The sequence below is a fragment of the Streptomyces sp. Xyl84 genome (assembly GCF_059731885.1).
Window position 1 is genome coordinate 1,649,454 of record NZ_AP029182.1, and the last position, 24,560, is coordinate 1,674,013.

Annotated in this window: 12 protein-coding genes; 4 read left to right on the forward strand and 8 right to left on the reverse strand. The window is 69.5% G+C overall.

Annotation, left to right across the window (positions count from 1 at the left end; all coding sequences use genetic code 11):
• Nucleotides 1-48 precede the first annotated feature (48 nt).
• A complete protein-coding gene (gene ngcE, locus AC6I72_RS07085; RefSeq protein ID WP_498000009.1) occupies nucleotides 49-1,494 on the reverse strand; it encodes an N-acetylglucosamine/diacetylchitobiose ABC transporter substrate-binding protein in 1,446 nt (481 codons plus the stop codon).
• Between the two features lie 460 nt (nucleotides 1,495-1,954).
• Here ngcE and AC6I72_RS07090 point away from each other — a divergent pair, with 460 nt between their 5' ends.
• Nucleotides 1,955-5,758: a GH92 family glycosyl hydrolase gene (locus AC6I72_RS07090; protein ID WP_498000010.1), complete on the forward strand. Its 3,804-nt coding sequence runs from the start codon at nucleotides 1,955-1,957 to the stop codon at nucleotides 5,756-5,758.
• A gap of 109 nt (nucleotides 5,759-5,867) precedes the next feature.
• On the opposite strand, the gene AC6I72_RS07095 is transcribed toward AC6I72_RS07090, so the two are convergent.
• The 3 genes from AC6I72_RS07095 to AC6I72_RS07105 form a co-directional block, all read right to left on the reverse strand.
• A complete protein-coding gene (locus tag AC6I72_RS07095) occupies nucleotides 5,868-9,152 on the reverse strand; it encodes a GH92 family glycosyl hydrolase (protein WP_498000011.1) in 3,285 nt (1,094 codons plus the stop codon).
• Between the two features lie 437 nt (nucleotides 9,153-9,589).
• Complete coding sequence (gene acnA / locus AC6I72_RS07100; protein WP_498000012.1) at nucleotides 9,590-12,307, reverse strand: aconitate hydratase AcnA; 2,718 nt, start codon at nucleotides 12,305-12,307, stop codon at nucleotides 9,590-9,592.
• A gap of 493 nt (nucleotides 12,308-12,800) precedes the next feature.
• Entirely contained in the window at nucleotides 12,801-14,900 is a 2,100-nt protein-coding gene (locus AC6I72_RS07105) for a PIG-L family deacetylase (protein ID WP_498000013.1), read from the reverse strand.
• A 672-nt stretch (nucleotides 14,901-15,572) separates the two neighbouring features.
• Here AC6I72_RS07105 and AC6I72_RS07110 point away from each other — a divergent pair.
• Nucleotides 15,573-17,102 (forward strand): helix-turn-helix domain-containing protein, encoded by a 1,530-nt coding sequence (locus AC6I72_RS07110; protein ID WP_366728569.1) that lies wholly within the window; start codon nucleotides 15,573-15,575, stop codon nucleotides 17,100-17,102.
• Nucleotides 17,103-17,587: 485 nt separating this feature from the next.
• On the opposite strand, the gene AC6I72_RS07115 is transcribed toward AC6I72_RS07110, so the two are convergent.
• From AC6I72_RS07115 to AC6I72_RS07130, 4 genes are all read right to left on the reverse strand, one after another.
• Nucleotides 17,588-18,565: a hypothetical protein gene (locus AC6I72_RS07115; RefSeq protein ID WP_498000014.1), complete on the reverse strand. Its 978-nt coding sequence runs from the start codon at nucleotides 18,563-18,565 to the stop codon at nucleotides 17,588-17,590.
• The gene (locus AC6I72_RS07120) at nucleotides 18,543-19,655 is read right to left on the reverse strand and encodes an AAA family ATPase (protein WP_498000015.1); all 1,113 of its coding nucleotides are present in this window, start codon (nucleotides 19,653-19,655) and stop codon (nucleotides 18,543-18,545) included. The genes AC6I72_RS07115 and AC6I72_RS07120 overlap by 23 nt, the downstream gene beginning before the upstream one ends.
• Entirely contained in the window at nucleotides 19,652-20,821 is a 1,170-nt protein-coding gene (locus AC6I72_RS07125) for a GmrSD restriction endonuclease domain-containing protein (protein WP_498000016.1), read from the reverse strand. The genes AC6I72_RS07120 and AC6I72_RS07125 overlap by 4 nt, the downstream gene beginning before the upstream one ends.
• 740 nt (nucleotides 20,822-21,561) lie before the next feature.
• A complete protein-coding gene (locus AC6I72_RS07130; protein WP_498000017.1) occupies nucleotides 21,562-21,999 on the reverse strand; it encodes a helix-turn-helix domain-containing protein in 438 nt (145 codons plus the stop codon).
• 590 nt (nucleotides 22,000-22,589) lie between these two features.
• Here AC6I72_RS07130 and AC6I72_RS07135 point away from each other — a divergent pair.
• Entirely contained in the window at nucleotides 22,590-23,294 is a 705-nt protein-coding gene (locus tag AC6I72_RS07135; protein WP_498000018.1) for a hypothetical protein, read from the forward strand.
• A 5-nt stretch (nucleotides 23,295-23,299) separates the two neighbouring features.
• Nucleotides 23,300-24,559 carry an FAD-dependent oxidoreductase gene (locus AC6I72_RS07140; RefSeq protein WP_498000019.1) on the forward strand — a complete coding sequence of 420 codons (1,260 nt, stop codon included), beginning with the start codon at nucleotides 23,300-23,302 and terminating at the stop codon, nucleotides 24,557-24,559.
• Nucleotide 24,560: the final 1 nt, after the last annotated feature.

Consider the following 24,560-nt stretch of genomic DNA (forward strand, 5'->3'; position numbering starts at 1 on the left):
CCGTCCGGCGGCCTGACCGACCGCCGGGCGGACCCTGGTGACAGACCCTCACTGGTGCTTGTAGTGCTTGATCGACGTGTCCTTGGCGGCCTCGTCGGCGAAGCCCTGGATCTTCTTGATGGCCTCCGCCGGGGTGGCGCGGCCGGCCATCATCTCGCCCAGGCCGGCCACACCGATCTTCTCCTTCTGCAGCTGCACGTACCAGTCCTGCAGGCGCGGGTTCAGCACGTTGGAGCCGGCCTTCTCCAGCGCGGCCACGCCCGACTTCAGACCCGGGGTCAGGTCGATGCCGGTGGTGCCGCCGTTGTACGCGGTCAGCGACTTCACCTTGGCGGTGAAGTTCTTCGAGGACGCCTCGCTGAGCATGATGCGCAGCTGCTCCATGCCGCCCTCGGTGTTCGCGGCCTTGGCCGGGACGATGAAGGGCTCACCGCCGGAGGCCCAGATCGTGCCGAAGGGCATCTTGTCGGAGCTGTCGAGGCCGGTGGGCGCGGAGACGGCGAGGTTGAAGTCCGAGGGGATGACGTTCGCCGACTCGTTCTCCACCCAGGAGCCGTTCGGGATGAACAGCGCCTTGCCCTTGGCCCACGCGGTCTGCGACTGGATGTGGTCCAGACCGGGGGTGCCCTTGAGGATGAAGCCCCGCTTGTACAGCTCGTAGTACGCCTCGAAGCAGGCCTTGACGGCCGGGTGCTTCCAGGCGTTGGGCTCCAGGTTGTCGATGGCGTCCAGGACCTCGCGGCCGCCGACCTTGCCGATCATCGGGTACAGCGAGAAGGGGAGGTAGTACGGGTACTTGCCCGCGTAGGTCCAGCCCGCCATGCCCTTCTTCTGGGCCTTCTGGCAGACCTTGATCATCTCGTCCCAGGTCTCGGGGTACTTCTCGTCCAGCGAGTCCAGGGCCTTCTGCGAGTACCAGACGCCGTAGACCGTGTAGGCGTAGTAGAGGATCCAGACCGGCTTGCCGTCGAACTGGCCCATCTCCACGATGCCCGGCCGCAGCGTGTCGCGGACCTTCTTCGCCGGGTCGTCGTAGGAGGGGGCGTCCAGCAGCGGGGTGAGGTCGGCGAGCTGGTTCTTGCCGACGAGCACGCCCATGTCCATCTGCTCGGCGCCGGAGTTGTCGATGAGGTCCGGCGGGTTGCCCTGGTTGAAGCGGGGCTGGAGCGTGGACTGGATCTTCTGGGTGGTGGTGAACTTGACCTTCGCCTTCGGGAAGCTCTTCTGGTAGATCTGCGTGGCGTCCTTGGCGTACTCGGAGCCGAAGCCGCCGTCGAACAGGACGAATTCCATCTGCGCGGTGTCGTTGACGCCGAGCGGGTTCTTGGCCGTCTTCTTGCCCGCCTTGGCCTTGTCCTGGCCGTCGCCGCCGCCGCTGGCGCACGCGGACAGGAAGCTCATCGCGGGTACGGAGACCAGACCGAGGGCCGCGGACCTCTTGATCAGGGAACGGCGGCCGACGCCCCCGTGGTTCTCGGCGGAAGTGGATCCCATGCGCAAGTCCTCGCCTTCTCCAGGACTCAGGCGGTGAACCGGATCCTCCCCGGCACCGCGGTAGGCCAAGCTCGTGCAATAAGTACTTCGTGCGTCATCCACCGGGATCGCTGGGAAAACAAGGAGGCCGACGCGTTTCGCACGTCGAACCACCTTTCCGGCTCCCCCCGGGTCCGCCGCCGACCGGTCGAACGGCTTCACGGACGCCGACAGGTATAGTCCACTTCAGGCGGACGGAGCAAGATCGAACGCAAGGTTCACTGTCGGTCTTTTCCGAGTTGAGACCTCGCGGAAATATGAACCCCCTGTGGGGTCCCTTGACGGAAATATCCGGGACTTCACGCCCGAATGCCGCACCCAACACCCTTGACATCTCTGGCCACTTGACTCCCTACTGGAGCTTGCGCCGAATTTGACAACGTTGTCCGGCGCTTTGGAGAACCAGGGAGGGTGCCCTCGTATGCAGCGCAGAGTACGGCACAGATGGGGTCCGGCGGTCGTCGTCACGGCCGCCTTCGTCTTGGCCGCCGGATCCCAGGGGGCGGCGGTCGCCCTGCCCGGCAAGGCCCCGGCGGCCGACCGGGAGTTCGCGTCCTCGTTCGAGTCCGGCGACCCGGCACCGGACTGGCTGAGCACGGTCGACACCGCCCCGGGCGGCGGCAAGCGCGCCTCGGGCGTGGACGGCGGCTACAGCACCGGCATCCCGGGCAACGTCGACGACCACGTCACCGACCTCCGGGCCAGCTCGGAGAACAGCGGGTCGGGCGAGGTCAAGGAGAACCTCGTCGACGGCGAGCCGGGCACCAAGTGGCTCACCTTCGAGTCCACCGGCTGGGTGGAGTTCGATTTCGACAAACCCGTGAAGATCACCCGTTACGCCCTCACCTCCGCCAACGACTACGGCGAGCGTGACCCGAAGGACTGGACGCTCCGGGCCTCCGCCGACGGCAAGGACTGGAAGAGCGTCGACAGCCGCTCCGGCGAGTCCTTCGCCCAGCGTTTCCAGACGAAGACGTACGATCTGGCCGCGCCCGCGGAGTACCAGCACTTCCGGCTGGAGATCACGAAGAACAACGGCGCCTCGAACATACTCCAGCTCGCCGATGTCCAGTTCTCCACCGGCGACGACGGCGGCACGGTCCCCCAGGACATGCTCTCCCTCGTCGACCGCGGCCCCAGCGGCTCCCCGACCGCGAAGGCCGGCGCGGGTTACACGGGCAAGCGGGCGCTGCGCTACGCCGGCCGGCACACCGCCAAGGGCCGCGCCTACTCGTACAACAAGATCTTCGACGTGAACCTGAAGGTGACCCGGGACACCCAGCTGTCCTACCGCCTCTTCCCGTCGATGGCCGACGGCGACCGCGACTACGACGCCACGAACGTCTCCGTCGACCTCGCCTTCACCGACGGCACCTACCTGAGCCGGCTGGGCGCCACCGACCAGCACGGCTTCGGGCTGAGCCCGCAGGCGCAGGGCGCGGCCAAGACGCTGTACGTGAACCAGTGGAACAACGTGGTCTCGCGGATCGGGTCGGTCGCGGCCGGCAAGACCGTCGACCGCGTGCTGCTCGCCTACGACTCCCCGAGCGGCCCGGCGAAGTTCCGCGGCTGGCTGGACGACGTGTCGATCAAGCGGGCCGCGCCCGAGCGGCCCAAGGCGCACCTGGCCGACTACGCGCTGACCACCCGCGGCACCAACTCCAGCGGCAGCTTCTCGCGCGGCAACAACTTCCCCGCGACCGCGATGCCGCACGGCTTCAACTTCTGGACCCCGGTCACCAACGCGGGCTCGCAGAGCTGGCTGTACGAATACGCACGTGCGAACAACAGCGACAACCTGCCCACCGTCCAGGCGTTCGCCGCGAGCCACGAGCCGAGCCCCTGGATGGGTGACCGGCAGACGTTCCAGGTGATGCCGTCGGCGGCGTCCGGCACCCCGGACACCGGCCGCACCGCCCGCGCGCTGCCCTTCCGGCACGAGAACGAGACCGCGCACCCCTACTACTACGGCGTGCGGTTCGAGAACGGCCTGAAGGCCGAGATGGCCCCGACCGACCACGCGGCGGCGCTGCGCTTCACCTACCCGGGTGACGACGCGAGCGTCCTCTTCGACAACGTCACCGACCAGGGCGGCCTGACGCTGGACAAGGAGCACGGCGTCGTCACCGGCTACTCGGACGTGAAGTCCGGGCTGTCCACCGGCGCCACCCGGCTCTTCGTCTACGGCGTCTTCGACAAGCCCGTCCAGGACGGCTCCTCCAGCGGGGTCAAGGGCTACCTGCGCTTCGACACCGGCAAGGACCACGCCGTGACCCTGCGCCTGGCCACCTCGCTCATCAGCGTGGACCAGGCGAAGGACAACCTGCGCCAGGAGATCCCGGACGGCACCGCCTTCGACACCGTCGAGGCACGCGCCCAGCGCACGTGGGACCGGCTGCTCGGCAAGGTCGAGGTCCAGGGCGCCACGCCGGACCAGCTGACCACGCTGTACTCCAGCATGTACCGGCTCTACCTGTACCCGAACTCGGGCTTCGAGAAGGTCGGCGGCAAGGACCGGTACGCCTCCCCGTTCTCGGCGATGACCGCCGAGGACACGCCGACGCACACCGGCGCGAAGATCGTCGACGGCAAGGTGTACGTCAACAACGGTTTCTGGGACACCTACCGCACCACGTGGCCCGCGTACTCGCTGCTGACGCCCTCGCAGGCCGGTGAGATGGTCGACGGGTTCGTGCAGGGGTACAAGGACGGCGGCTGGACCTCGCGCTGGTCCTCCCCCGGCTACGCCGACCTGATGACCGGCACCTCCTCGGACGTGGCCTTCGCCGACGCGTACGTCAAGGGTGTCCCGATGGACGCCAAGGCGGCGTACGAGGCGGCCCTCAAGAACGCCACCGTCGTGCCCCCGTCCTCCGGGGTGGGCCGCAAGGGCATGAGCACCTCGCCCTTCCTCGGCTACACCAGCACGGCCACCGGCGAGGGCCTGTCGTGGGCCATGGAGGGCTACGTCAACGACTACGGCATCGCGAAGATGGGCGAGGCCCTCTACAAGAAGACGGGCCAGAAGCACTACAAGGACGAGGCGCAGTACTTCCTCAACCGCGCCCAGGACTACGTGAAGCTGTTCGACCCGAAGGCGGGCTTCTTCCAGGGCAAGGACGCCAAGGGCAACTGGCGCCTCGACTCCGCGAAGTACGACCCGCGCGTGTGGGGCTACGACTACACGGAGACCGACGGCTGGGGCTACGCCTTCACCGCCCCGCAGGACAGCCGGGGCCTGGCCAACCTGTACGGCGGCCGGAAGGGCCTGGCGGACAAGCTCGACACGTACTTCGCCACCCCGGAGACGGCGACCTCCGAGTTCGCCGGCTCCTACGGCGGGATCATCCACGAGATGACCGAGGCGCGGGACGTGCGCATGGGCCAGTACGGCCACTCCAACCAGGTCGCCCACCACGTCACGTACATGTACGACGCGGCCGGTCAGCCCTGGAAGGCGCAGGAGAAGATCCGCGAGGTGCTCTCCCGGCTCTACGTCGGCAGCGAGATCGGCCAGGGCTACCACGGTGACGAGGACAACGGCGAGCAGTCGGCCTGGTACCTCTTCTCCTCGCTCGGCTTCTACCCGCTGGTCATGGGCAGCGGCGACTACGCCATAGGCTCCCCGCTGTTCACCAAGGCGACCGTGCACCTGGAGAACGGCCACGACCTGGTCGTGAAGGCGCCGAGGAACAGCGCGAAGAACATCTACGTGCAGGGTGTCCGGTTCAACGGCAAGAAGTGGAACTCCACCGACCTGCCGCACTCCCTGCTCTCCAAGGGCGGTGTGCTGGAGTTCGACATGGGTCCGCGGCCGTCGAAGTGGGGCACGGCCGAGAACGCCGCGCCCGTGTCGATCACGACCGGCGACAAGGCGCCGGCGCCGCGCGCGGACGTGCTCAAGGGCGACGGCGCGCTGTTCGACGACACCTCGTCGACGGACGCGACGGTGACCCAGGTGGACCTTCCGGTCACCGGCTCCGTCAAGGCCCTCCAGTACACGCTGACCTCGTCGGGCGACCGCGGCAAGGCCCCGGCGGGCTGGACGCTCCAGGCGTCCTCGGACGGCACGCACTGGAAGACGGTGGACCGCCGCTCGGGCGAGTCCTTCGCCTGGGACAAGCAGACCCGGCCGTTCACGATCGCCTCGCCGGGCACCTACCAGAAGTACCGGCTGGTGCTCGACGGTGCCTCGACGCTGGCGGAGGTGGAGCTGCTGGCCTGACGCACACCCGGTGTGCGGCACAGCAGAAGGGGCGGGTCCTGGCGGGCCCGCCCCTTCGTGCTGCTCCCGCCCGGCTCGGCAGGTCGCTTCACGCGGTCGTTTCAGCCGGTCACTTCACCGCGAGGGCGAAGACGTGCAGGTCGGTGTCGGACGGCAGCTTCACCGACCGGATCCGCAGGCCCGCCGGGGCCTCGAAGGGCCGGGTGGCGAACACGTAGGTGGCCACCGGGTCCTTGTCGGCGCCCGCGACGTTTCGGTACGCCGTCCTCGCGACGACCGTGTTGCCGTACTGGACGGTGCCGCCGCCCCCGCCGACGGTCCAGTCGGTGAAGGAGAGGTCGGCGGTGGCCGTGGTGCCGTCGGTGTAGGTGACGGTGGCCTTGGTCTGCTGGTTGCCGTTGACCGCGCTGCCGACGAAGGACAGCGCCGACGCGGGGGCGGTCAGGGTGATCGTCTGGCCTGCCGCCGACACGTTGTCCGGGCGGCCGCCGGGCGAGTCGGGCCAGGTGAAGGCCAGGCCGTCCACCGTGCCCTGCCCGCCCGGGGTGAGACCGGCCGCGGCGAGGGCCTGCCGGGAGTAGCTCCAGCCGCCGCCGTCGAAGTCGGCCTCGTCGTGGTCGCCCGCGTCGTCGGAGACGCCGGTGTTGTTCCGGGCGGCGAGCAGGGTGCCGGGTGCCGCGAGGGTCAGGGCCACGGGCTGCTCGTAGGACTGCTCGCCCGAGGTGACCGTGACCGACACGTCGTAGAAGCCCTGCGCGGTGTCCTTGCCGGCGCTCAGGGTGATCTCCTGGGACCCGCCGGTCACCGTGCCCTCGGCGGGGCTCGCCGTGACACCGGCCGGTGCCTCGACCCGGAAGCGCACGTCGGGGCCCTGCCCGCCGTTCAGCGACAGGGCGCGGACGGAGACCTTGGTGCTCTCCCCGGGGGCGAGCGTCGCCGTGGTGGGGCCGACGCCGATCTGGTATGGCTGCTCGCCCTGCCGGAAGGACGGCGGCGCCGCGGCCGGGTCGCTGCCCCAGGCGCGGTTCGGGGTGGAGGAGAGGGTGTAGTCCAGGCGTCCGCCGTCACGGACGAAGGAGGCGGGCAGCCACGGCCGCTCGCTCGTGCGGCCGTTCACCTTCAGGGACTGCACGTACGGCGATCCGGCGGCCGCTCCCCGGGCGCGGACGGAGATGTCGCCGCCGTGCGGGCGGTGGATCTCGGCGCGCTCGAACAGCGGTGAGGCGAGGACGAGTTCGGAGCGGGAGGGGACCTGCGGGTACATGCCCAGGGCGGAGAAGACGTACCAGGACGACATGGCGCCGAGGTCGTCGTTGCCGGGGATGCCGCCGGGCTCGGTCGTCCACAGCTGCCGCATGGCGGCGCGGACGGTCTCCTGGGCCTTGTAGGGCGCGCCCGCGTAGTCGTACAGGTAGGGGACATTGATCGACGGCTCGTTGTCCATGGCCGCCTTGTCGCCACCGCCGCCGGTGAACGCCCAGCCGCCGTCCGCGGTGTGGAAGAAGGCGTCGAGCCGGGCGAGGGCCTTGTCCCGGCCGCCCATGGCCGCGAACAGCCCGGCGGGGTCGTGCTGGACCATCCAGGTGTACTGGGCCGCCGTGCCCTCGACGAAGCCGTTGCCGGTGTCGGGGGTGAAGCCGGTGACCCAGCTCCCGTCGGCCTTGCGGTTGGCGATGTAGCCGCCGGAGTCGGTGGCGGCGATGTTGAAGTTGTTCTGCCACCACTGGGCGCGGCCGGCGAAGGCGTCCGCCGTCTTCCTCTGCCCGGCCGCGGCGGCGAGCTGGGACAGGGAGAAGTCGGCGGTGGACATCTCCAGGGTCTCGGCGGCGCCGCCCCAGGCGTTGGAGACGGACGGCATGTAGTGCAGCTTCAGGTACTTGTCGAGCGAGGGGCGCTGGCCGGCGGAGAGCACCGGCTTGCCCGCCGCCGACAGGTCCTGCTCCGTCGGTACGGTGGCCGCCTTCACCAGGGACGCCAGCGCGCCCTCGAGGTCGAAGTCGGTGCCGCCGAAGGCGCGGATGCCGGCCAGCGCGGTGGGTGAGGGGTCGCCGTTCATGACGTGGGTGCCGCTCGCGCCGTGCAGCCAGCGGTCCCACGTGCCGCCGTTCTGCCGGGCCAGCTCGTACAGGGACTGGGCGATGTCCGAGCCGGTGCGCGGATTGAGCAGCGTCAGCAGTTGCACCTGGTCGCGGTAGACGTCCCAGCCGGAGAAGGTGCCGTACTGCGCCTGGTGGCCGCGGCCGACGGTGTGCACCTTGCCGTCGGCGCCCCGGTAGCGGCGGTCGGCGTCGCTGATGACGTTCGGGTGCAGCAGGGCGTGGTAGAGCGCGGTGTAGAAGGTGGTGCGCTCGTCGGCGGTGCCGCCGCCGACCTGGATCGCGCCCAGCCGCTCGCGCCAGGCGCGGCGGGCCGCCTCCCGCACGGAGTCGAAGGAGCGCCGGGGCGGGTTCTCGGCGGCGAGGTTGGCGGCGGCGCCGGCCCGGCTGACGTAGGAGATGCCGACCTTGACGCCGACCGGGCCGGTGCCCGGGGCGAACTCGACGTAGCCGCCGGCGCCCTTGCCGGCCACCGGCCGCCCGCCGTGCGAGAAGCCGCCGGTGCCGCCGGTGGCCGAGGTCGCGCCGGGGCTCACCTTGTCGTCCTGCCAGGTGCCGGTCGCCTTGAACGGCCGGTCGAAGCGGGCGGTGAAGTACAGGGTGTAGTAGGCGCGTTGCCCCTCGGGGTCGAGGTAGCCGCAGAAGTTCCCGGAGGTCACCGAGCCGGAGACGGTCCGGGTGGCCGGGTCGATGGTGACCGAGGAGTCGGTCGAGCCGACCTCGGAGTTGGCGGTGCGGATCAGCAGCGAGGCGGGCTTGTCCGCGGGGTAGGTGAAGCGCGCCGAGCCGGTGCGGGCCGTGGCGGTGAGGTCGGCGGTGACGCCGGAGGCCAGGCCCACCTTGTAGTGGCCGGGCTCGGCCGTCTCGTCGGTGTGCTGGAAACCGGAGGCGTAGACGGCGTCCTTGGTGTCGCTCGCCGGTGAGGTGGTGACCTGGCCGGCGTACGGGAAGAACGGGATGTCGCCGCTGCCGCCCGCGCAGCCGGTGCCCGACATGTGGGTGAGGCTGAAGCCGCGGACGCGGGTGGCGTCGTAGTGGTAGCCGCCGGGGGCGGTCGTGCGGGTGGCGTCGCCGCGGGTGGTCTCCGGGCTGAAGGAGAGCATGCCGAAGGGGGTGACAGCACCCGGGAAGGTGTCGCCGCCGTTCTTCGTCCCGATCAGCGGATCGACGTACGGCGTGGGGTCCTCGACCAGGGCGGGACTGGATCTCCCGGGTGTGGTGGCCGCCGCGAGGGCGGGGGTGGCTCCGCCGGCCGCGAGTGCGGCGGCCAGCAGCAGGGACAGGGAACGGAAGCGCATGACGCGGCCCCTCCTCCTCCGGACGGGTCGCGCACCACGGATCACACAAGCCGCAGGGACAGTAACGCGCGCCGGTGGTACAGCGGAAGACCCCGTGCTCCCCCGGCGCGCGCCGCCACTCACATGGGTGGGCGCGGGCCAAGTTGCTTGACATCGTTGTCGGTTGGAGCGGTAGAGTCATGTACAGACCACCAAGACAACGTTGTCGCACCACGGTTCCCACTCAAGCCAGCACCATCCGGGCAGTCGCCTTCCCCCTTCGCCTGCCCGGCTCGCGGGCCCGGTGTCCTCGGCGCACGAGGCACCGGGTCCGCCCGAGCGTGTTTGCGCGCGGGCCCGCCGGGCGCACCGCCGAAGGCGCCTTCCCGCACCGGGTGCACGCGAGGGCCGCACCCCCGTCGCCGGGGGTGCGGCCCTCTTCTGCCGTGCCGTACCGCTTACTTGCGGATCAGGCTGCGCAGCACGTACTGCATGATGCCGCCGTTGCGGTAGTAGTCCGCCTCACCGGGGGTGTCGATGCGGACGACCGCGTCGAACTCGACGCCGGTGTCGGTGGTGACCTTCACCGTGCGCGGGACGGTGCCCTCGTTCAGCTCGGTCACGCCGGTGATGGAGAAGGTCTCCTCGCCGGTCAGACCGAGGGAGCCCGCGGTGTGGCCCTCGGGGAACTGCAGCGGCAGGACGCCCATGCCGATCAGGTTCGAGCGGTGGATGCGCTCGTAGGACTCGGCGATGACGGCCTTGACGCCGAGCAGCGCGGTGCCCTTCGCGGCCCAGTCGCGCGACGAGCCCGAACCGTACTCCTTGCCCGCGAGGACGACGAGCGGGATGTCCTGCTCGATGTAGTTGCGCGAGGCGTCGTAGATGAAGGCGACCGGGCCGCCGTCCTGGGTGAAGTCGCGGGTGTAGCCGCCCTCGGTGCCCGGCGCGATCTGGTTGCGCAGGCGGATGTTGGCGAACGTGCCGCGGATCATCACCTCGTGGTTGCCGCGGCGGGAACCGTAGGAGTTGAAGTCGCGGCGCTGCACGCCATGCTCCGTGAGGTACTGGCCCGCCGGGGTGTCGGCCTTGATCGCGCCGGCCGGGGAGATGTGGTCGGTGGTGACCGAGTCGCCCAGCTTGGCGAGCACCCGGGCGCCGGTGATGTCCTCGACCGGCTCCGGCTCCTGGCCCATGCCCTCGAAGTACGGGGGCTTGCGGACGTAGGTGGACTCGGCGTCCCACTCGAAGGTGTTGCCGGTCGGGATCGGCAGCGACTGCCACTGGGCGTCGCCGGCGAACACGTCGGAGTAGGACTTGGAGAACATGTCCTCGCCGATGGCGTTGGCGACGACGTCGTTGACCTCGGACTCGCTCGGCCAGATGTCCTTCAGGTGGACCGGGTTGCCGTCCTGGTCGACGCCGAGGGCGTCCTCGGTGATGTTCACCTTCATGGAACCGGCGATGGCGTAGGCGACCACCAGCGGCGGGGACGCCAGGTAGTTCATCTTGACGTCGGGGTTGATCCGGCCCTCGAAGTTGCGGTTGCCGGACAGGACCGAGGTGACGGCCAGGTCGTGGTCGTTGACCGCCTTGGAGACCTCCTCCGGCAGCGGGCCGGAGTTGCCGATGCAGGTGGTGCAGCCGTAGCCGACGAGGTTGAAGCCCAGCTTGTCCAGGTACGGGGTCAGGCCGGCCTTGTCGTAGTAGTCCATGACGACCTTGGAGCCCGGCGCCAGCGTGGTCTTCACCCACGGCTTGCGGGTCAGGCCCTTCTCCACCGCCTTCTTGGCCACCAGCGCGGCGGCGACCATGACGTACGGGTTGGAGGTGTTGGTGCAGGAGGTGATGGCCGCGACGGTGACCGCGCCGTGGTCCAGCTCGTAGGTCGTGCCGTCGGGGGCGGTGACCGGAACCGGGTTGGACGGGGCGCCGTTCGGGTGGACGGCCGGGGCGTCGGAGGCCGGGAAGGACTCCACGCCCGCCTCGTCGACGCTGTCGACGTAGTTGCGCACGTCCTGCTTGAACTGCTCGGCGGCGTTCGCCAGGACGATGCGGTCCTGCGGGCGCTTGGGGCCGGCGATGGAGGGCACGACGGTGGACAGGTCCAGCTCGAGCTTCTCGGAGTAGTCCGGCTCGGCGTTCGGGTCCAGCCACAGGCCCTGCTGCTTGGCGTACGCCTCGACGAGCGCGAGCTGCTGCTCGGGGCGGCCGGTCAGGCGCATGTAGTTGATGGTCTCGGCGTCGATCGGGAAGATCGCGGCGGTGGAGCCGAACTCCGGCGACATGTTGCCGATGGTGGCGCGGTTGGCGAGGGAGGTCGCGGCCACGCCCTCGCCGTAGAACTCGACGAACTTGCCGACCACACCGTGCTTGCGCAGCATCTCGGTGATGGTGAGCACCAGGTCGGTGGCGGTGGTGCCGGCGGGCAGCTCGCCGGTCAGCTTGAAGCCGACGACGCGCGGGATCAGCATGGAGACCGGCTGGCCGAGCATGGCGGCCTCGGCCTCGATGCCGCCGACGCCCCAGCCGAGGACGCCGAGGCCGTTGACCATGGTGGTGTGCGAGTCGGTGCCGACCAGGGTGTCGGGGTAGGCCTTGCCCTCGCGGACCATGACCACGCGGGCCAGGTGCTCGATGTTGACCTGGTGGACGATGCCGGTGCCGGGCGGGACGACCTTGAACTCGTCGAAGGCGGTCTGGCCCCAGCGCAGGAACTGGTAGCGCTCCTTGTTGCGGCCGTACTCCAGCTCGACGTTCTGCTGGAAGGCGTCGTTGGTGCCGAACTTGTCGGCGATGACGGAGTGGTCGATGACCAGCTCGGCCGGGGCCAGCGGGTTGATCTTCGCCGGGTCGCCGCCCAGCTCCTTGACGGCCTCGCGCATCGTCGCGAGGTCCACGACGCAGGGAACACCGGTGAAGTCCTGCATGATCACGCGGGCCGGCGTGAACTGGATCTCCTGCGACGGCTGGGCCTGGGAGTCCCAGCTGCCGAGGGCACGGATGTGGTCGGCGGTGATGTTCGCGCCGTCCTCGGTGCGGAGCAGGTTCTCCAGCAGGACCTTCAGGCTGTAAGGCAGTCGGGCCGAGCCCTCGACCTTGTCAAGCCGGAAGATCTCGTACGACTCGTCGCCCACCTGCAGCGTGCTGCGGGCGTCGAAGCTGTTCGCCGACACGACAGTCTCCTTCATTGATGTGCGCGTACCACCACGATCCTGCCGCCACGCCATCCCGGCCAGTCCGCTAAGGTAGACCTAAGTTAGGTGACCCTTACTTGGGTGGCGGCGGTGGTGCTCCTCGGCAGATATCTCGATGTCGAGATAACTCTAGTACATGGGGGCCGGAAGGTCATGCGCGGCCGGTGACCGATCGCACGCAGCCGCCGCGGTCGGCACCACGTGGGCCGCCACGGCCGTCCGGGCTCCCCATGCCTCTGCAACGCCGCCGGCGAGAGCGGGACCAGCCGGACTCGCCGCGCCGAGGTCGCGGCATCGAGAGCGTCCGCCCGGGAAAGGCGGTCGCCCCGCGAACACCGCCGGCATCAGCGCCGGCTCCAGCTCCTCCGCGTCCCCATGACCGACGGCATCCGGCCCGTCCACGGTCGGTCCCACGCGACATGCCTCGCTTCCGCCATGCGTTCCCATGACCGCACGTCTCGCCGTGGAGCGTCTACAGCGTGACCGGTGCCGCACCCGCACCGAGCGCGACCAGCACCGAGCCGGTCACATTGCCCACGCCATGAGGGCGCACGGGCACCAACGCGGGACGGCCGACGCAGAAGGCGGTCGCCTGGGCGCCCACCGGCACGGTGCCGGGCCCGGGCCCGGGCCCGGCGAGCAGAGCCCCGCCGGTGCCGGTCCGTACCGCCAGGACCGGCCCGGCGCCGCGGCCCGCGCCGGGCAGCAGCGCCAGCGGCCCGAAGCCCGTCTGCCGTACGGCCGCCGCGGGCTGCCAGTTCCGGCCGCTCCTGGTCAGCCGCTCGACGACGATCTGCGCGCTCTCGGGTACCCGGTAGGCGAGCACCAGCGAGCCGTCCGCCGCGCTCGCGGCCGACGGTGCCTCGGCGGGTGGCGCGCTCAGCCGCAGCGGCCCGCGGTAGCGCACCGCGGCTCCGGGGGCGGACTGGGCCCACTCGTGGACGGCGCCGCGCCCGGCGGCGAAGACATGGATGCGACCGGCGCCGTCGACGGCGGCGGTGAGCCCCTCCTGCACCTGGCCGCCGGCCAGGTTCCGCCACGGCGACCAGTGCCCCGCCGTGTCCCGCACCCGCGTACTGAGGCCCTTGGAGGCGTTCCGCACGAAGACGTGGACGCGGCCGTCGCGGCACAGGACCGCCGTCGGCGGCCCGACCCGGCGGCCACGGACCGGGTTGCGCTCGGGACTGCCGAGGCTGCTCCACGTCTCAGGGAACGGCCCACCGGCGGTCTGCTGCTCTAGGAAGACGACTTCCCGCGTGTTGCCGGCCGGCGCGGCGCCCAGCCCGGAGAAGCGGAGCCCGAACAACAGGTCCCGCCTGCCGGAGAGCGTGACGACGCTCAGCGCCGGGGCCAGCGGGCCGCCCCCGAGGTCTTCCGGGGCGCTCCATACCGCCTTGCCCGCCGCTGTCTCGCCCGCCGTGGCGCGCGTCCAGCGGGCGGCCCGCATGCCGAGCACGCCGTAGACGGTCAGCTCGCCTCCCGGTCCGGCGACGCCCTGCGGTCCGGAGGTGGGATACCGGTAGTGGGTGCTGCGCACCCAGTTGCGTCTGTCGCGCAGCGAGGCGCCCGATCCGACGCTGTAGTCGCCGCAGCCGCTGGGATTGCCGCAGTTCCAGTCGGGACCGCCGCCGTAGTCGTCGAGATAGCGGGCCTTTTGCCGGACGATGGTGCCGGGCAGGTTGTTCGGCCACCGCTGGTTGTAGTAGCCGCGGTACACCTCGGTCAGGAACGCCGGGGCCTTGCCCCCGGAGGATGTGCTGCGTCCCACCCACTGGGTCATGGCGGCCCAGGTGAACAGGGCGACCGCGGTGTGGTCCGGGTGGTCCGAGTAACCGCGCTGATCGCTGCCCCGGGGGTTGTGCGCGTTGTGCACCTGCACGTCGGGGTCCGGGTCCAGCGTGCGTATGACCGTGGGCCGGAACCGCTCGAAGAGATGGGCGAGGGTGCCGATCAACTGGTCCCGGCTGTAGTGGCGCAATCGGGTGACCGGAGAACCCGGGACGACCACGGTGGCGACCTGGGCGCTGGAGTCCGCCCAGAGTTGCGTCATACCGACCTGGGTGTGGGGTCCGACCCGGGTGTGCATGTCGATGCTGAGGAACACGAGATCGACACGCCTGCCACGGTGGGTGAGGCTCTGCACCTCGACCTCACCGCCGTCCGGCACGGTCAGGGTGGACCGGGTCCAGGGTGCGAAGAGGCCGAGCCCGAGCATCGCCGCGTACGCCTGGCGCAGACCCTGCCGGCGGGCCGAGACGTAGGCGGGGACATCGGGCGGGGGCTTGGGCCGGCCGGGGACGGCGTTGACGCCGTACGCACCGCCGCCAGTCACGTACACCGACACCAGGGGGACGGTCCGGTCGAGCCCGCCGAGCGTGTCCGGGTTCATGAAGTGCAGGTCGTCGTCCGGGTGGGCGACCACCTGCATCACCACCGGGCGGCCGGCCGCACCGAACCCGGCCCGGGTGGCAACGGGCGGCGTCAGCGACTCGGTGCTGTCCGGAGTCGGCTTCGGCTTCCTCTTCCTCGCACCGGAACAGCCGACCAGCGCGGCCGCCATGGCTCCTGCCATGGAGCCCACGACCGTACGCCGCCCGGGCAACGGCCTCTCATCCTGCGGACGACTCACTCGTTCGGACTCCGTTCACGCGCGGGACAGCCGTCCCCACCACCCCGTTCGCGGAAGAAGAGCGGCGGGAAGAATGTCGGGTTTCACGGCGCACGGTGATCCGCAACACATGCGCCACGTCGCGGGGTGTGGACCGTCGGCCGACACTGAGAGGCGTCCGCATGGCGTGTGGGCGCCGGGCGTACCCGCCTCGGTGCGCTGACCGGCGAACGGCCCGGAAGAAGCCCGGGACCGCCCGGTCGGCGGCGAACTCCCCTCGCCCGGCCGTTAGCAGGCCAAGTCGGGGTGTCCGGAGAGAACGTGGCGGTGAACGGGCAACGCCCCAGGGCATGGCGGTCAGGAAGGAGGCACCGCACGCCGCTGACGTCCGCAAGGGGTGCCGAGTTCTTCCCGGAGTGCGGCTCGGCATCGACAAGCGCTCCTGAGCCGTCACCGTCGGCGGAGAGAACGGACCGCGACACACCGACAGCAGCACCGGATGTCATGTGATATCGGTTGATTTGCCTGGCCCGTTCGAGGGAACCCGCACCCTTGTGAGCAGGCACGACTGACGGCACCTCACTCGAACGGCCCCCGGGGGATGTGCCATCTCATATCTGAGATAGCCTCAACCTCATGGCAGACGACTACCTCGTACGCATCGGCAAGCTCATCCGTGACGCCCGGCAGCACCGCGGCTGGACGCAGGCGCAGCTCGCCGAGGCGCTCGGCACCAGTCAGAGCGCCGTCAACCGCATCGAGCGCGGCAACCAGAACATCAGCCTTGAGATGATCGCCCGGATCGGTGAAGCGCTCGACAGCGAGATCGTCTCTCTGGGCTACGCCGGCCCGATGCACCTGCGCGTGGTCGGCGGCCGCCGGCTGTCCGGCGCCATCGACGTGAAGACCAGCAAGAACGCGTGTGTCGCCCTGCTGTGCGCCTCGCTGCTCAACAAGGGGCGCACGGTGCTGCGCCGGGTCGCCCGGATCGAGGAGGTCTACCGCCTCCTGGAGGTGCTGGGCTCCATCGGGGTGCGCACCCGCTGGATCAACGACGGCACCGACCTGGAGATCGTGCCGCCGGCCGACCTCGACCTGGACGCCATCGACGCCGAGGCCGCCGTCCGCACCCGCTCCATCATCATGTTCCTCGGCCCGCTGCTGCACCGCCTGGACCGCTTCAAGCTGCCCTACGCCGGCGGCTGCGACCTGGGGACGCGCACCATCGAGCCGCACATGATCGCGCTGCGCCGGTTCGGTCTCGACGTGGCCGCCACGGAGGGGCAGTACCACGCGACGGTGGACCGCGGTGTCCGCCCGGACCGCCCGATCGTGCTGACCGAGCGCGGGGACACCGTCACGGAGAACGCGCTGCTGGCGGCGGCCCGCCACGACGGCGTGACCGTCATCCGCAACGCCTCCTCCAACTACATGGTGCAGGACCTGTGTTTCTTCCTGGAGGCGCTGGGCGTACGGGTCGAGGGCATCGGCACGACCACGCTCACCGTCCACGGTGTGCCGGTCATCGACGTCGACGTGGACTACTCCCCCTCCGAGGACCCGGTGGAGGCGATGAGCCTGCTGGCCGCCGCCGTGGTCACCGAGTCGGAGCTGACGGTCCGCCGCGTCCCCATCGAGTTCCTGGAGATCGAGCTCGCGGTCCTGGAGGAGATGGGCCTCGACCACGACCGCAGCCCCGAGTACGTCGCCGACAACGGGCGCACCCGCCTGGTCGACCTGACGGTCCGCCCCTCCAAGCTGGAGGCGCCGATCGACAAGATCCACCCGATGCCGTTCCCCGGTCTGAACATCGACAACGTTCCCTTCTTCGCGGCCATCGCGGCCACCGCGCAGGGCAAGACGCTGATCCACGACTGGGTCTACGACAACCGCGCCATCTACCTGACGGACCTCAACCGCCTCGGCGGCCGCCTCCAGCTCCTCGACCCGCACCGGGTCCTGGTCGAGGGCCCGACCCGCTGGCGCGCCGCCGAGATGATGTGCCCGCCCGCCCTGCGCCCCGCCGTCGTCGTCCTCCTGGCCATGATGGCCGCCGAGGGCACGTCGGTCCTGCGCAACGTGTACGTCATCAACCGCGGTTACGAGGACCTGGCGGAGCGGCTGAACTCGGTGGGGGCACAGATCGAGACCTTCCGGGACATCTGACGGCTTCAGAAAAAGCATCGCCACGTCCTCGTTGACCCGCATGGATGCGAGGCAGGAAGGGAGGTGGCGGCGCCTTTGGGACGTTCCTGGGACTTTTGACCGGGGCCGGGCTTACCTGGTCTCCGGTGCCCGATCATCGCGTCCACCGGCCCGGATGACGGTCGAGGACGGGCCTCGCAAAAATTGGCCAGTACCGCTCGATGCGCCGGTGCGGGGATTCGGCCGTGGCTCGCACCCGTGAGGAGCACCCGCTGGAACGCCATGACCTGGCAGTCCTTGAGCAGGGCGACGAGGGCCCCTCATCTCGGTCTGCCAGTCGGGGCAGCCACAGGGTGCCTCGCGCGATGCTGCGGGGTTTCATGGGTCACACCCACCACGGGGCGAGCGTGACACGTCACCAGGCAGGACGCGCTGACAAACCGGGCTGTACAAGGTACCGGGAACGTGGACGCGCAGTGCGGAGCCGCGCTTCCCCCCTCCTGCGCTCAGGTGTCCAGGTGGTCCACGAAGATGCCGATGAGTATGCGATCGCCGAGACGGGGCTGGGGCAGGCTGAAGTGGACGCGATTGCGGTGGCGTTCCTTCTTGCCATGCCACTCGCACCGGTAGGTCTCGCCCTCGTGCTCGACGTCCCGCTGCTTCATGATCGAGGGTTTGGACCGGGTGTTGGGACTCTCCGGGGACAGATCCAGGCCGAAACGGCCCAGCTCCGCCTGCACCGGGTGCGGCTGCCCCGAGTGCAGGGCCAAGGCGTCGGCGAAGTGGTCGTGCACCACGCCAAGGAGCCGTACGACCCAGTCACGCATCTCTGCGTAGGTGCCGTCGAACTTGCGGAAGGAGAGGGAGTCGGCGAAGACCAGCCGCGGGAAGCTCTGGCGGGCGCGGTCGAAGAAGTCCTGCTCCGTGACATTCTCCCGTTCGAAGAGGGAGCGCCAGAACTGGGAGAGCGCGGGAACCCCGACGAGATGGAAGACCTCCTCGGTCGCCACCTCACCCGTCGCCCCGTCGATCGCGGAGACCGGGAGCCAGCCGCGGCGGTCTCCGGCCGGGAAGACCAGGCATGCGACGTGGTGCCCCTGCCGCGTCCGCCACCAGGCGTAGCAGAGGGACCAGGCGAGGTCCCGGCCGTCGCCCGCCACTTCGACGTGGTCGGGCAGGCCGGGCACGTCCGTGTCCCAGGTGGGGCAGCGGTCCATGAGACGGATCATTCTGAGCCGCGCGTCCCGTCCAGCGCGCGGTGTCTCCCCCTCGTACAGGACGTCGTAGAGCTCACGGTCGTCCGCACACTCCACCTCCATCCACAACGGCGATACGGCGACCTCCTGCTGTTCGGATAACTCCTCCAGCGTGTCGCTGAAGTCGTCCAGCAGGTCCGTCAACCGCTCCTCCGCCAGCCCTCGGAAGTCGAAGGACGACTCGTCCACGACGATCCGGTACGGCTTACCGAGCCCTGCGCCTGGCACGTGCCAACCTCCCCAGGTCCTGTTCGATCTGGTCGAAGAAGCCCTGTGGCCACTCGGTCAGTTCACCCTTCGCGGTGAACTCAATGGGTGCGGAACCAGCTGCCTCCTCACCGAAGTAGTGCACGACCGCGTCCTCGGGCCGCAGGCTCTTCTCCTCCGCCACGGCCAGCCGAGCTCCGTTGAGCACATGGTCGCTGTGCGTCTCCACGATCACCTGGGCTCCGGCTCCGGCGACGCGGGCCAGGAAGCGGCCCAGCTTGGACTGACCACCGGGATGGAGGTGCGCCTCCGGGTTCTCGACGATCAGCAGGTCTCCGGGACCGGTGAGGAGACCAGCGACGATCACCGGCAAGGCGTAGGAGAACCCGAAGCCCATGTTGGCCGGGCGGATCGGCTCGCTCAGCAGTCCCGGTTCCTGGAAGCGGATGGTGCTCGCCGTGATGCCTGGCGGCCACTGCGCAGTGATCTTGATAGGACGGATGATGTCGGAGGCCCAGGTCTCCACCTGTGTGCGCAAGGTCGTGACGTTGTGGGTGTTCCGGGTCGTCGGATGAAGCAGCGGCTCACGCACCGCCCGGGTCTCGTGCAGGGCGAGTAACTGCGCGGTGTACTGCCCCTGCACACCGACTCCAATGAGATCGGGATGCTCGGCGGAGACGCCGAGTTGGTCGCGGGGCCCGAGCCGCTCAGCGCACAGATAGGTGAACGCGGCTCCCTGGCCGCGTAGTTCCGCCGGTGGTGGCCCGCTGTCTTCGGCCACGCGCAGGTAGAGGGCCTGCTCGTCGGGGACCGTGAAGCGGTACACACTCGGCACCTGAGCGCCGTCGCAGCCGATCTGGATCTCGATGGTGGAGTCGGGGGCGTCGGGGTGCAGCACCTCGTGCGCCTCGCCCAAGGCGAGTCCGTAGGGCCCGTTGAGCTGTACCACTCGGCCGGCCGCCGCGTCAGCGAGCTGGCGGGTCAGCAGCAGGCTCTGGATGGTGGTGCTCTTGCCCGTGCCGTTGAGTCCGGTCAGCACGGTGAGGGGCCGCAGGGGGAAGGACGCGTCGGTGAAGCGTTTGAAGTGCCGGACACGCAGAGAGGTGATCACTTACCAGCCTCCGCAGCCTGGGCGGTGACGTCGAACCGGAGCATCACCCGGCGAACGTCACCCGTCGAGGAGGTGATAGCTTCCAGGTACTGATAGTCGTTCGTCATCAGGAAACGCGCGGCATCCACGATCGCCTCGCGGCGCCGTTCAAGGTCTTCGGTCTCGTAGTTGGCGAGGGTGATCGACCAGGCCTCGAACAGTGCTCGGTTGATCGGGTTGCGGCCGGACGAGTCCAACGGCCATTTACGGAACGCCTGCTCATCGAAAACCAGACGGGCGTTCACCATGGCCTTGCGGAACGCCTCCAGGAGGTCCCCTACCCTGGCGTCGTTCACCTCCTTCACATTGTCCAACATGATGGTGGTGCGCTGGAGGAAGGGGTCCATCGCGGCGTACTTCGCGTAGCCGTCCGTACCCATCAGCCAGAATGCGGCGAAACGCAGGGCCATCTCCCGGTCGTTCATCCGGATATGGCCGCCCATGTTGTTGGTCGCCGCGTTGAACTCCGCGGTGGAGGTCATCACCCGCAGGACGGTCCGGCTGCGCTCCTTGCTCATGCAGTGCCGGATCTCCTGCGCGTTCAGCGGCGTACCGCCCGTGTTGATGCGCTTGAAGATGTCGTACATGACATCCGACGGCGTGGTCGGGTCGATGACGTTCGTGACGATCTGGGTGTTGTAGATGCGCCGCTTCCACGGGGCGGGAAGGTCATCGAAACGCTTGCCCTCCACCGCGCTCTGCAGGTACTCCAGGCCTTTCAGCTCGAACCCGCGCTCGTCTCCCCCGCGGACGAAGTCGCGGATGGTCGACAGGCGCTGAAGGCCGTCGACCACGCGCATGAGCCCGTCGGTGTCCTCGGCGAAGTAGAAAGCGGGAAGCGGAATCTGCAGGAGCACCGACTCGATGAGCCGGGACTTCTGCACCGGTTTCCATACGATGCCGCGCTGGAAGTCCGGGGCCAGCTCCAAAGACCCGTCCTCGATCATGTCCAGGGCGTTACGCAGCGAAAACTGCTTGGTGTTGACCCGGATCTGTTCCGGATTCCACGGCCGGGCGATCTCCGGTGGCGCGTCCTCCACCTCGGTCTCCGCCTCGACTCCGGTACCCGTGTCGAGGAAGTGCTCCTCCGTGATCTTCGGCGGCTCTGGGATGTCCGAGGTCGTCATGGGGTGATCGTAGCCGGGCGACTCCCTCGGGTGTGTGGGGAATCAGATCCAGCCACGTCCAGCCTCGGAGAGTCCTTGAGGACCATTGCTCAGCTCGAGACTCACGTGCCAGGTGCATGGGTATCGCGGCGGCTTCCCGAAGCGTGGAGAGGCCGGACGGACGGGACAGCACACGTCCCCTCCGGAGCCCGCTGCGCTTGGCCAGGGCGGCGCTGGTTCAGCTCGGCACTCCCGTTCTGTAGCGCGGGGAGTGGACAGTCGCCGCTCCACCGCCCCTTCAATGCCGTCTGTCTCCCCGCCTCTGCCAACCTCCGGACGCGGGGCCATCTCGTCCGCGGGTCCGCGGTCACGCGCCCGCTCGACCACGATCTGAGGACACCGACACTTACCTCGGGATGTTTCCGGGACTGTCGCGGAGTTCGACTACCGGTGCGCCGCCAGGAACGGCAGGACGGTGCCGGCCATCTCGCAGTCCATCACGTCAGAGGTTTCATGTCCGAGGCGGACACGGCTCGGCGGTTCGTCGCTCATCGTCGCAGTCGTAGCCGTTCGCGTGGCGGCCTGAGTCGCCGGGACCACGGGATCGGGCCCGACGAAGGCGTGAGGGGGTGTCGGCTCCGGCACCGGGCGGTGCCAGTGGCAGCCGGTCCCGGGCCCGCCGTGCGGCGGTACCACCGCGGGCCTGACCGGCGGCCCGGTGGTGCAGCGTGGGTCAGGTTCGCGCCGCGCGGGGCACGCCGTCATCTTCGCCGGTCGCTGCCCAGGCCGGGCCCCGGTTCCGGCCGCACTGAGGTACCGAGAAGCCTTGACACGGCTTCGGTTCGTCCCGCCACTCCGAGCTTCCGGTAGATCGCGTGCAAGTTGTTCTTGACCGTGCGCTCCGCGATGCCGAGACTGCGCCCTATCTGACGGTTCGACATTCCGGTCAGCAGGAGCCGGAAGACCTGACTCTCCCGCTCGGTGAAGGATTCCGTGACCTCCTGCAGGAGATCCCTTTCCGCGCCACCGGATCCCGCGGAAGAATCTTGCGTCATCGCCGAGTGACTCGGCGCCGCAACGGGCGACTCGTATGCGTCCACCAGCCTTCCCAGGAGGCGGGTAATCACTTCGAGATCCCTGAGTAACTGTTGGAGGTTGCGCAGGATCTCCTGTCGGCAGGCTTCTTCCTCGGTGGGCACAGTGGTGCTCCTCGGGAGGGTGCTGTCACTCAAGGCCGGATCAGCCGGCCTGAGCCAGAGCACACATCGGTACGGCAATCATTCCCGTTCTTCCCGGTGGGGTTGACCTGCGAACCGGCCAACCCTATTGGGCCACCTTTCCTGGCAGGTTGTCACGCCTTCCACGCGCGCCCGTCGGCTCACTGTCAGCACCGGCCGCGTCCTGGTTCCCCGCCCATCAGAGCCCCACACGGCGCTCCCGCACCGCGGCGGGGATTTGTGACGTGGTGGTGCGAACCGAACGATCCCCTGCTGGTGACGGGGTTCACAGTCCGAAGGCCAACCAGACCGACAGGTCCGCAGTTGCCGTAACACGCGGCGTGCCGCTCATCCGGGAACGCGCCGATGTGCCATGCCGTCAACTTTCCGTCCGCCGCTCATGAACCGCTAAATCGCAGGGCCTGAATCGGGACCAAAGGGCAACGTGCCGTACCGAAGGTACCAAATGCCGGGACGTTACCGGATGTTGGGCCAGGGCACCCGTGGCCGTGGACAGCCGGTCATTCCGGTATGTGGACAGACGGTCATTTCGAGATACCGGGAAGGAAATCATGAATGCCGATCCCGCCTCTGTAGCCGATCAGTTGCTCGCACAACAGGACGAGATGGTCGAGCAGCGTGACAACGCGCTGCTCAGGTCGGCTCGCGCCGGACGAATCGAGCAGGAAAGTCTGCTTCGCATGGTACAGGCGGACTTGAAATGTCTGGAATCCGAAACCGTTGCCTATGCCGTGCTTCTCGCTCGCTTTCCGAGCGGTCCGGAAGCCGAACTGTTCGCCGAGCTGAACTCCACTTTACGCGCGCTCAAGCCGCGGCTCGACGCATGCGCCCAGGCACTGGGTGCGCCTTCCCCTGCCTCTCCCGGCCTTCCGCGGGCCGAGGACGCGCTGTCCTTTCCCATGGCGGTCTCCTGGATGTGCCTGCATGCAGAGCGTGCCGGCGCCGCCCTGGCACTTCGCTCGGACTTCGCGGCCTACGCACGGGAGTGCCGAGTGCTGGTGCGCACCCTGACGGAGGCGGGAATCCGTCTGCCCGAGGCCTTCGCTGACTATTACGACGTGCCGACGCCGTCAAAGCTGCTCGACTTGGCGGCCGCCGCCGTGGAGGACGGCATCCGCCGTGGTGACAGTCCCGAGTGCGCCGTGGCCGTGTCCGGGTTGCTGATGGAAGGGCTCGACGGTTTCTGGCGGTTCGCTGCCGGGCCGCGCCGAGCACCGGCCGCCGCGGGCGCCGGCTCGTCCCTCGGGAAGGGCTGACGCGCATGCGAGTAGGCATAGCAGGCGGTGGGATCGCAGGACTCACCCTGGCCTGGCTGCTTGAGGGAAGTCACGACGTGCTTCTGCTGGAGGAGCGCGGCAGGCTCGGTGGAAACGCCGACTCCGTCCTCACGGCGGCGGGCGGCCTGCCCCGCGTCGTCGATCTGGGTGTCAGGGAGACGCCCGTGGCCGCGTCTCCCCTCTGGCGTCAGATCGTGGCATCGGTCGGCCTGCCCGCCGACGCCCTGGTGGCGGCCACGGCCTCCCGGACGGTGTTCGCCCGGCAGGAGTCCTCGGATCTGTGGGTCTCCCCCGCCGAACCCACCGATACCGCCCGGAAGGTCACGGCCCAGGACGAGGCGTACCGCGCCATGGCCCGCTTCGCCGAGAAGTCGGTCCGTTGGGAGGCGGAGGGTATCTCCTGGGACGTCACATTCGGCGATGTCCTCGACTCCTGGGCGCTCACGCCTTCGACGGAGCGCCTGCTGTGCGCTCTGCCCGCATCGCTGCACGGCACCACGCTCCGGGATGCCCGAACCCTGTCGGCACGGGCAGTGAGTGCCACTGCCGTCCGTCCGGATCGCGTCCCCCGCACGACCTGCCTCCGGTCGGGCACCGGTGCCCTCGTGCACGGACTCGCCGCCGGCGCACGCTCGGCCACGATGCGGCTGGGCGCCGGCCTGCGGGCCGTTCGCCACGCGGGGCAGGGCTTCGAACTGGTGGACGCGACGGGGGACGCGCACCTGGTGGACGCCGTCGCGCTGGCCCTCCCGGCGGACCGCGCCCGGGCGGCGCTCACGGGCCTGGCCGGCACGGCCGGCGTGCGCGCTGCCCTGGCGGCCGTCGAATACCGGGACGTCACCTACGTACTGCACCGCGATCCCTTCGGGATGCCCGAGGACCGGCACGCCTGGTCCGCCGCCAACACGACCGTGGAGGGCGACTGGAGCGAGACGACGACATGGTACGGCCCCTCCTTGGGGGTGGACCTGTTCGTCAGTCAGTTCGACCACCGTTCCGGCCGGCCCCGAGAGGAACTGGCCCGCTCCTCGTTCCGGGCGACACTCCCCACCCCCCGGGCGAGCCGCGCACGGCAGACGCTGGGCTCGGTGCGGGACGGACAGCGTCTCTTCTTCCTCGGACACTCCACGACACCTGTGGAAACACAGGAAGCGGTCATGGCATCGGCGCTGGCCGTGGCACACCACCTCGCTCCCCGCGGCGACCGGCCGCGGAAGCTCCACACCTACGCCCAAGGCGGATGAC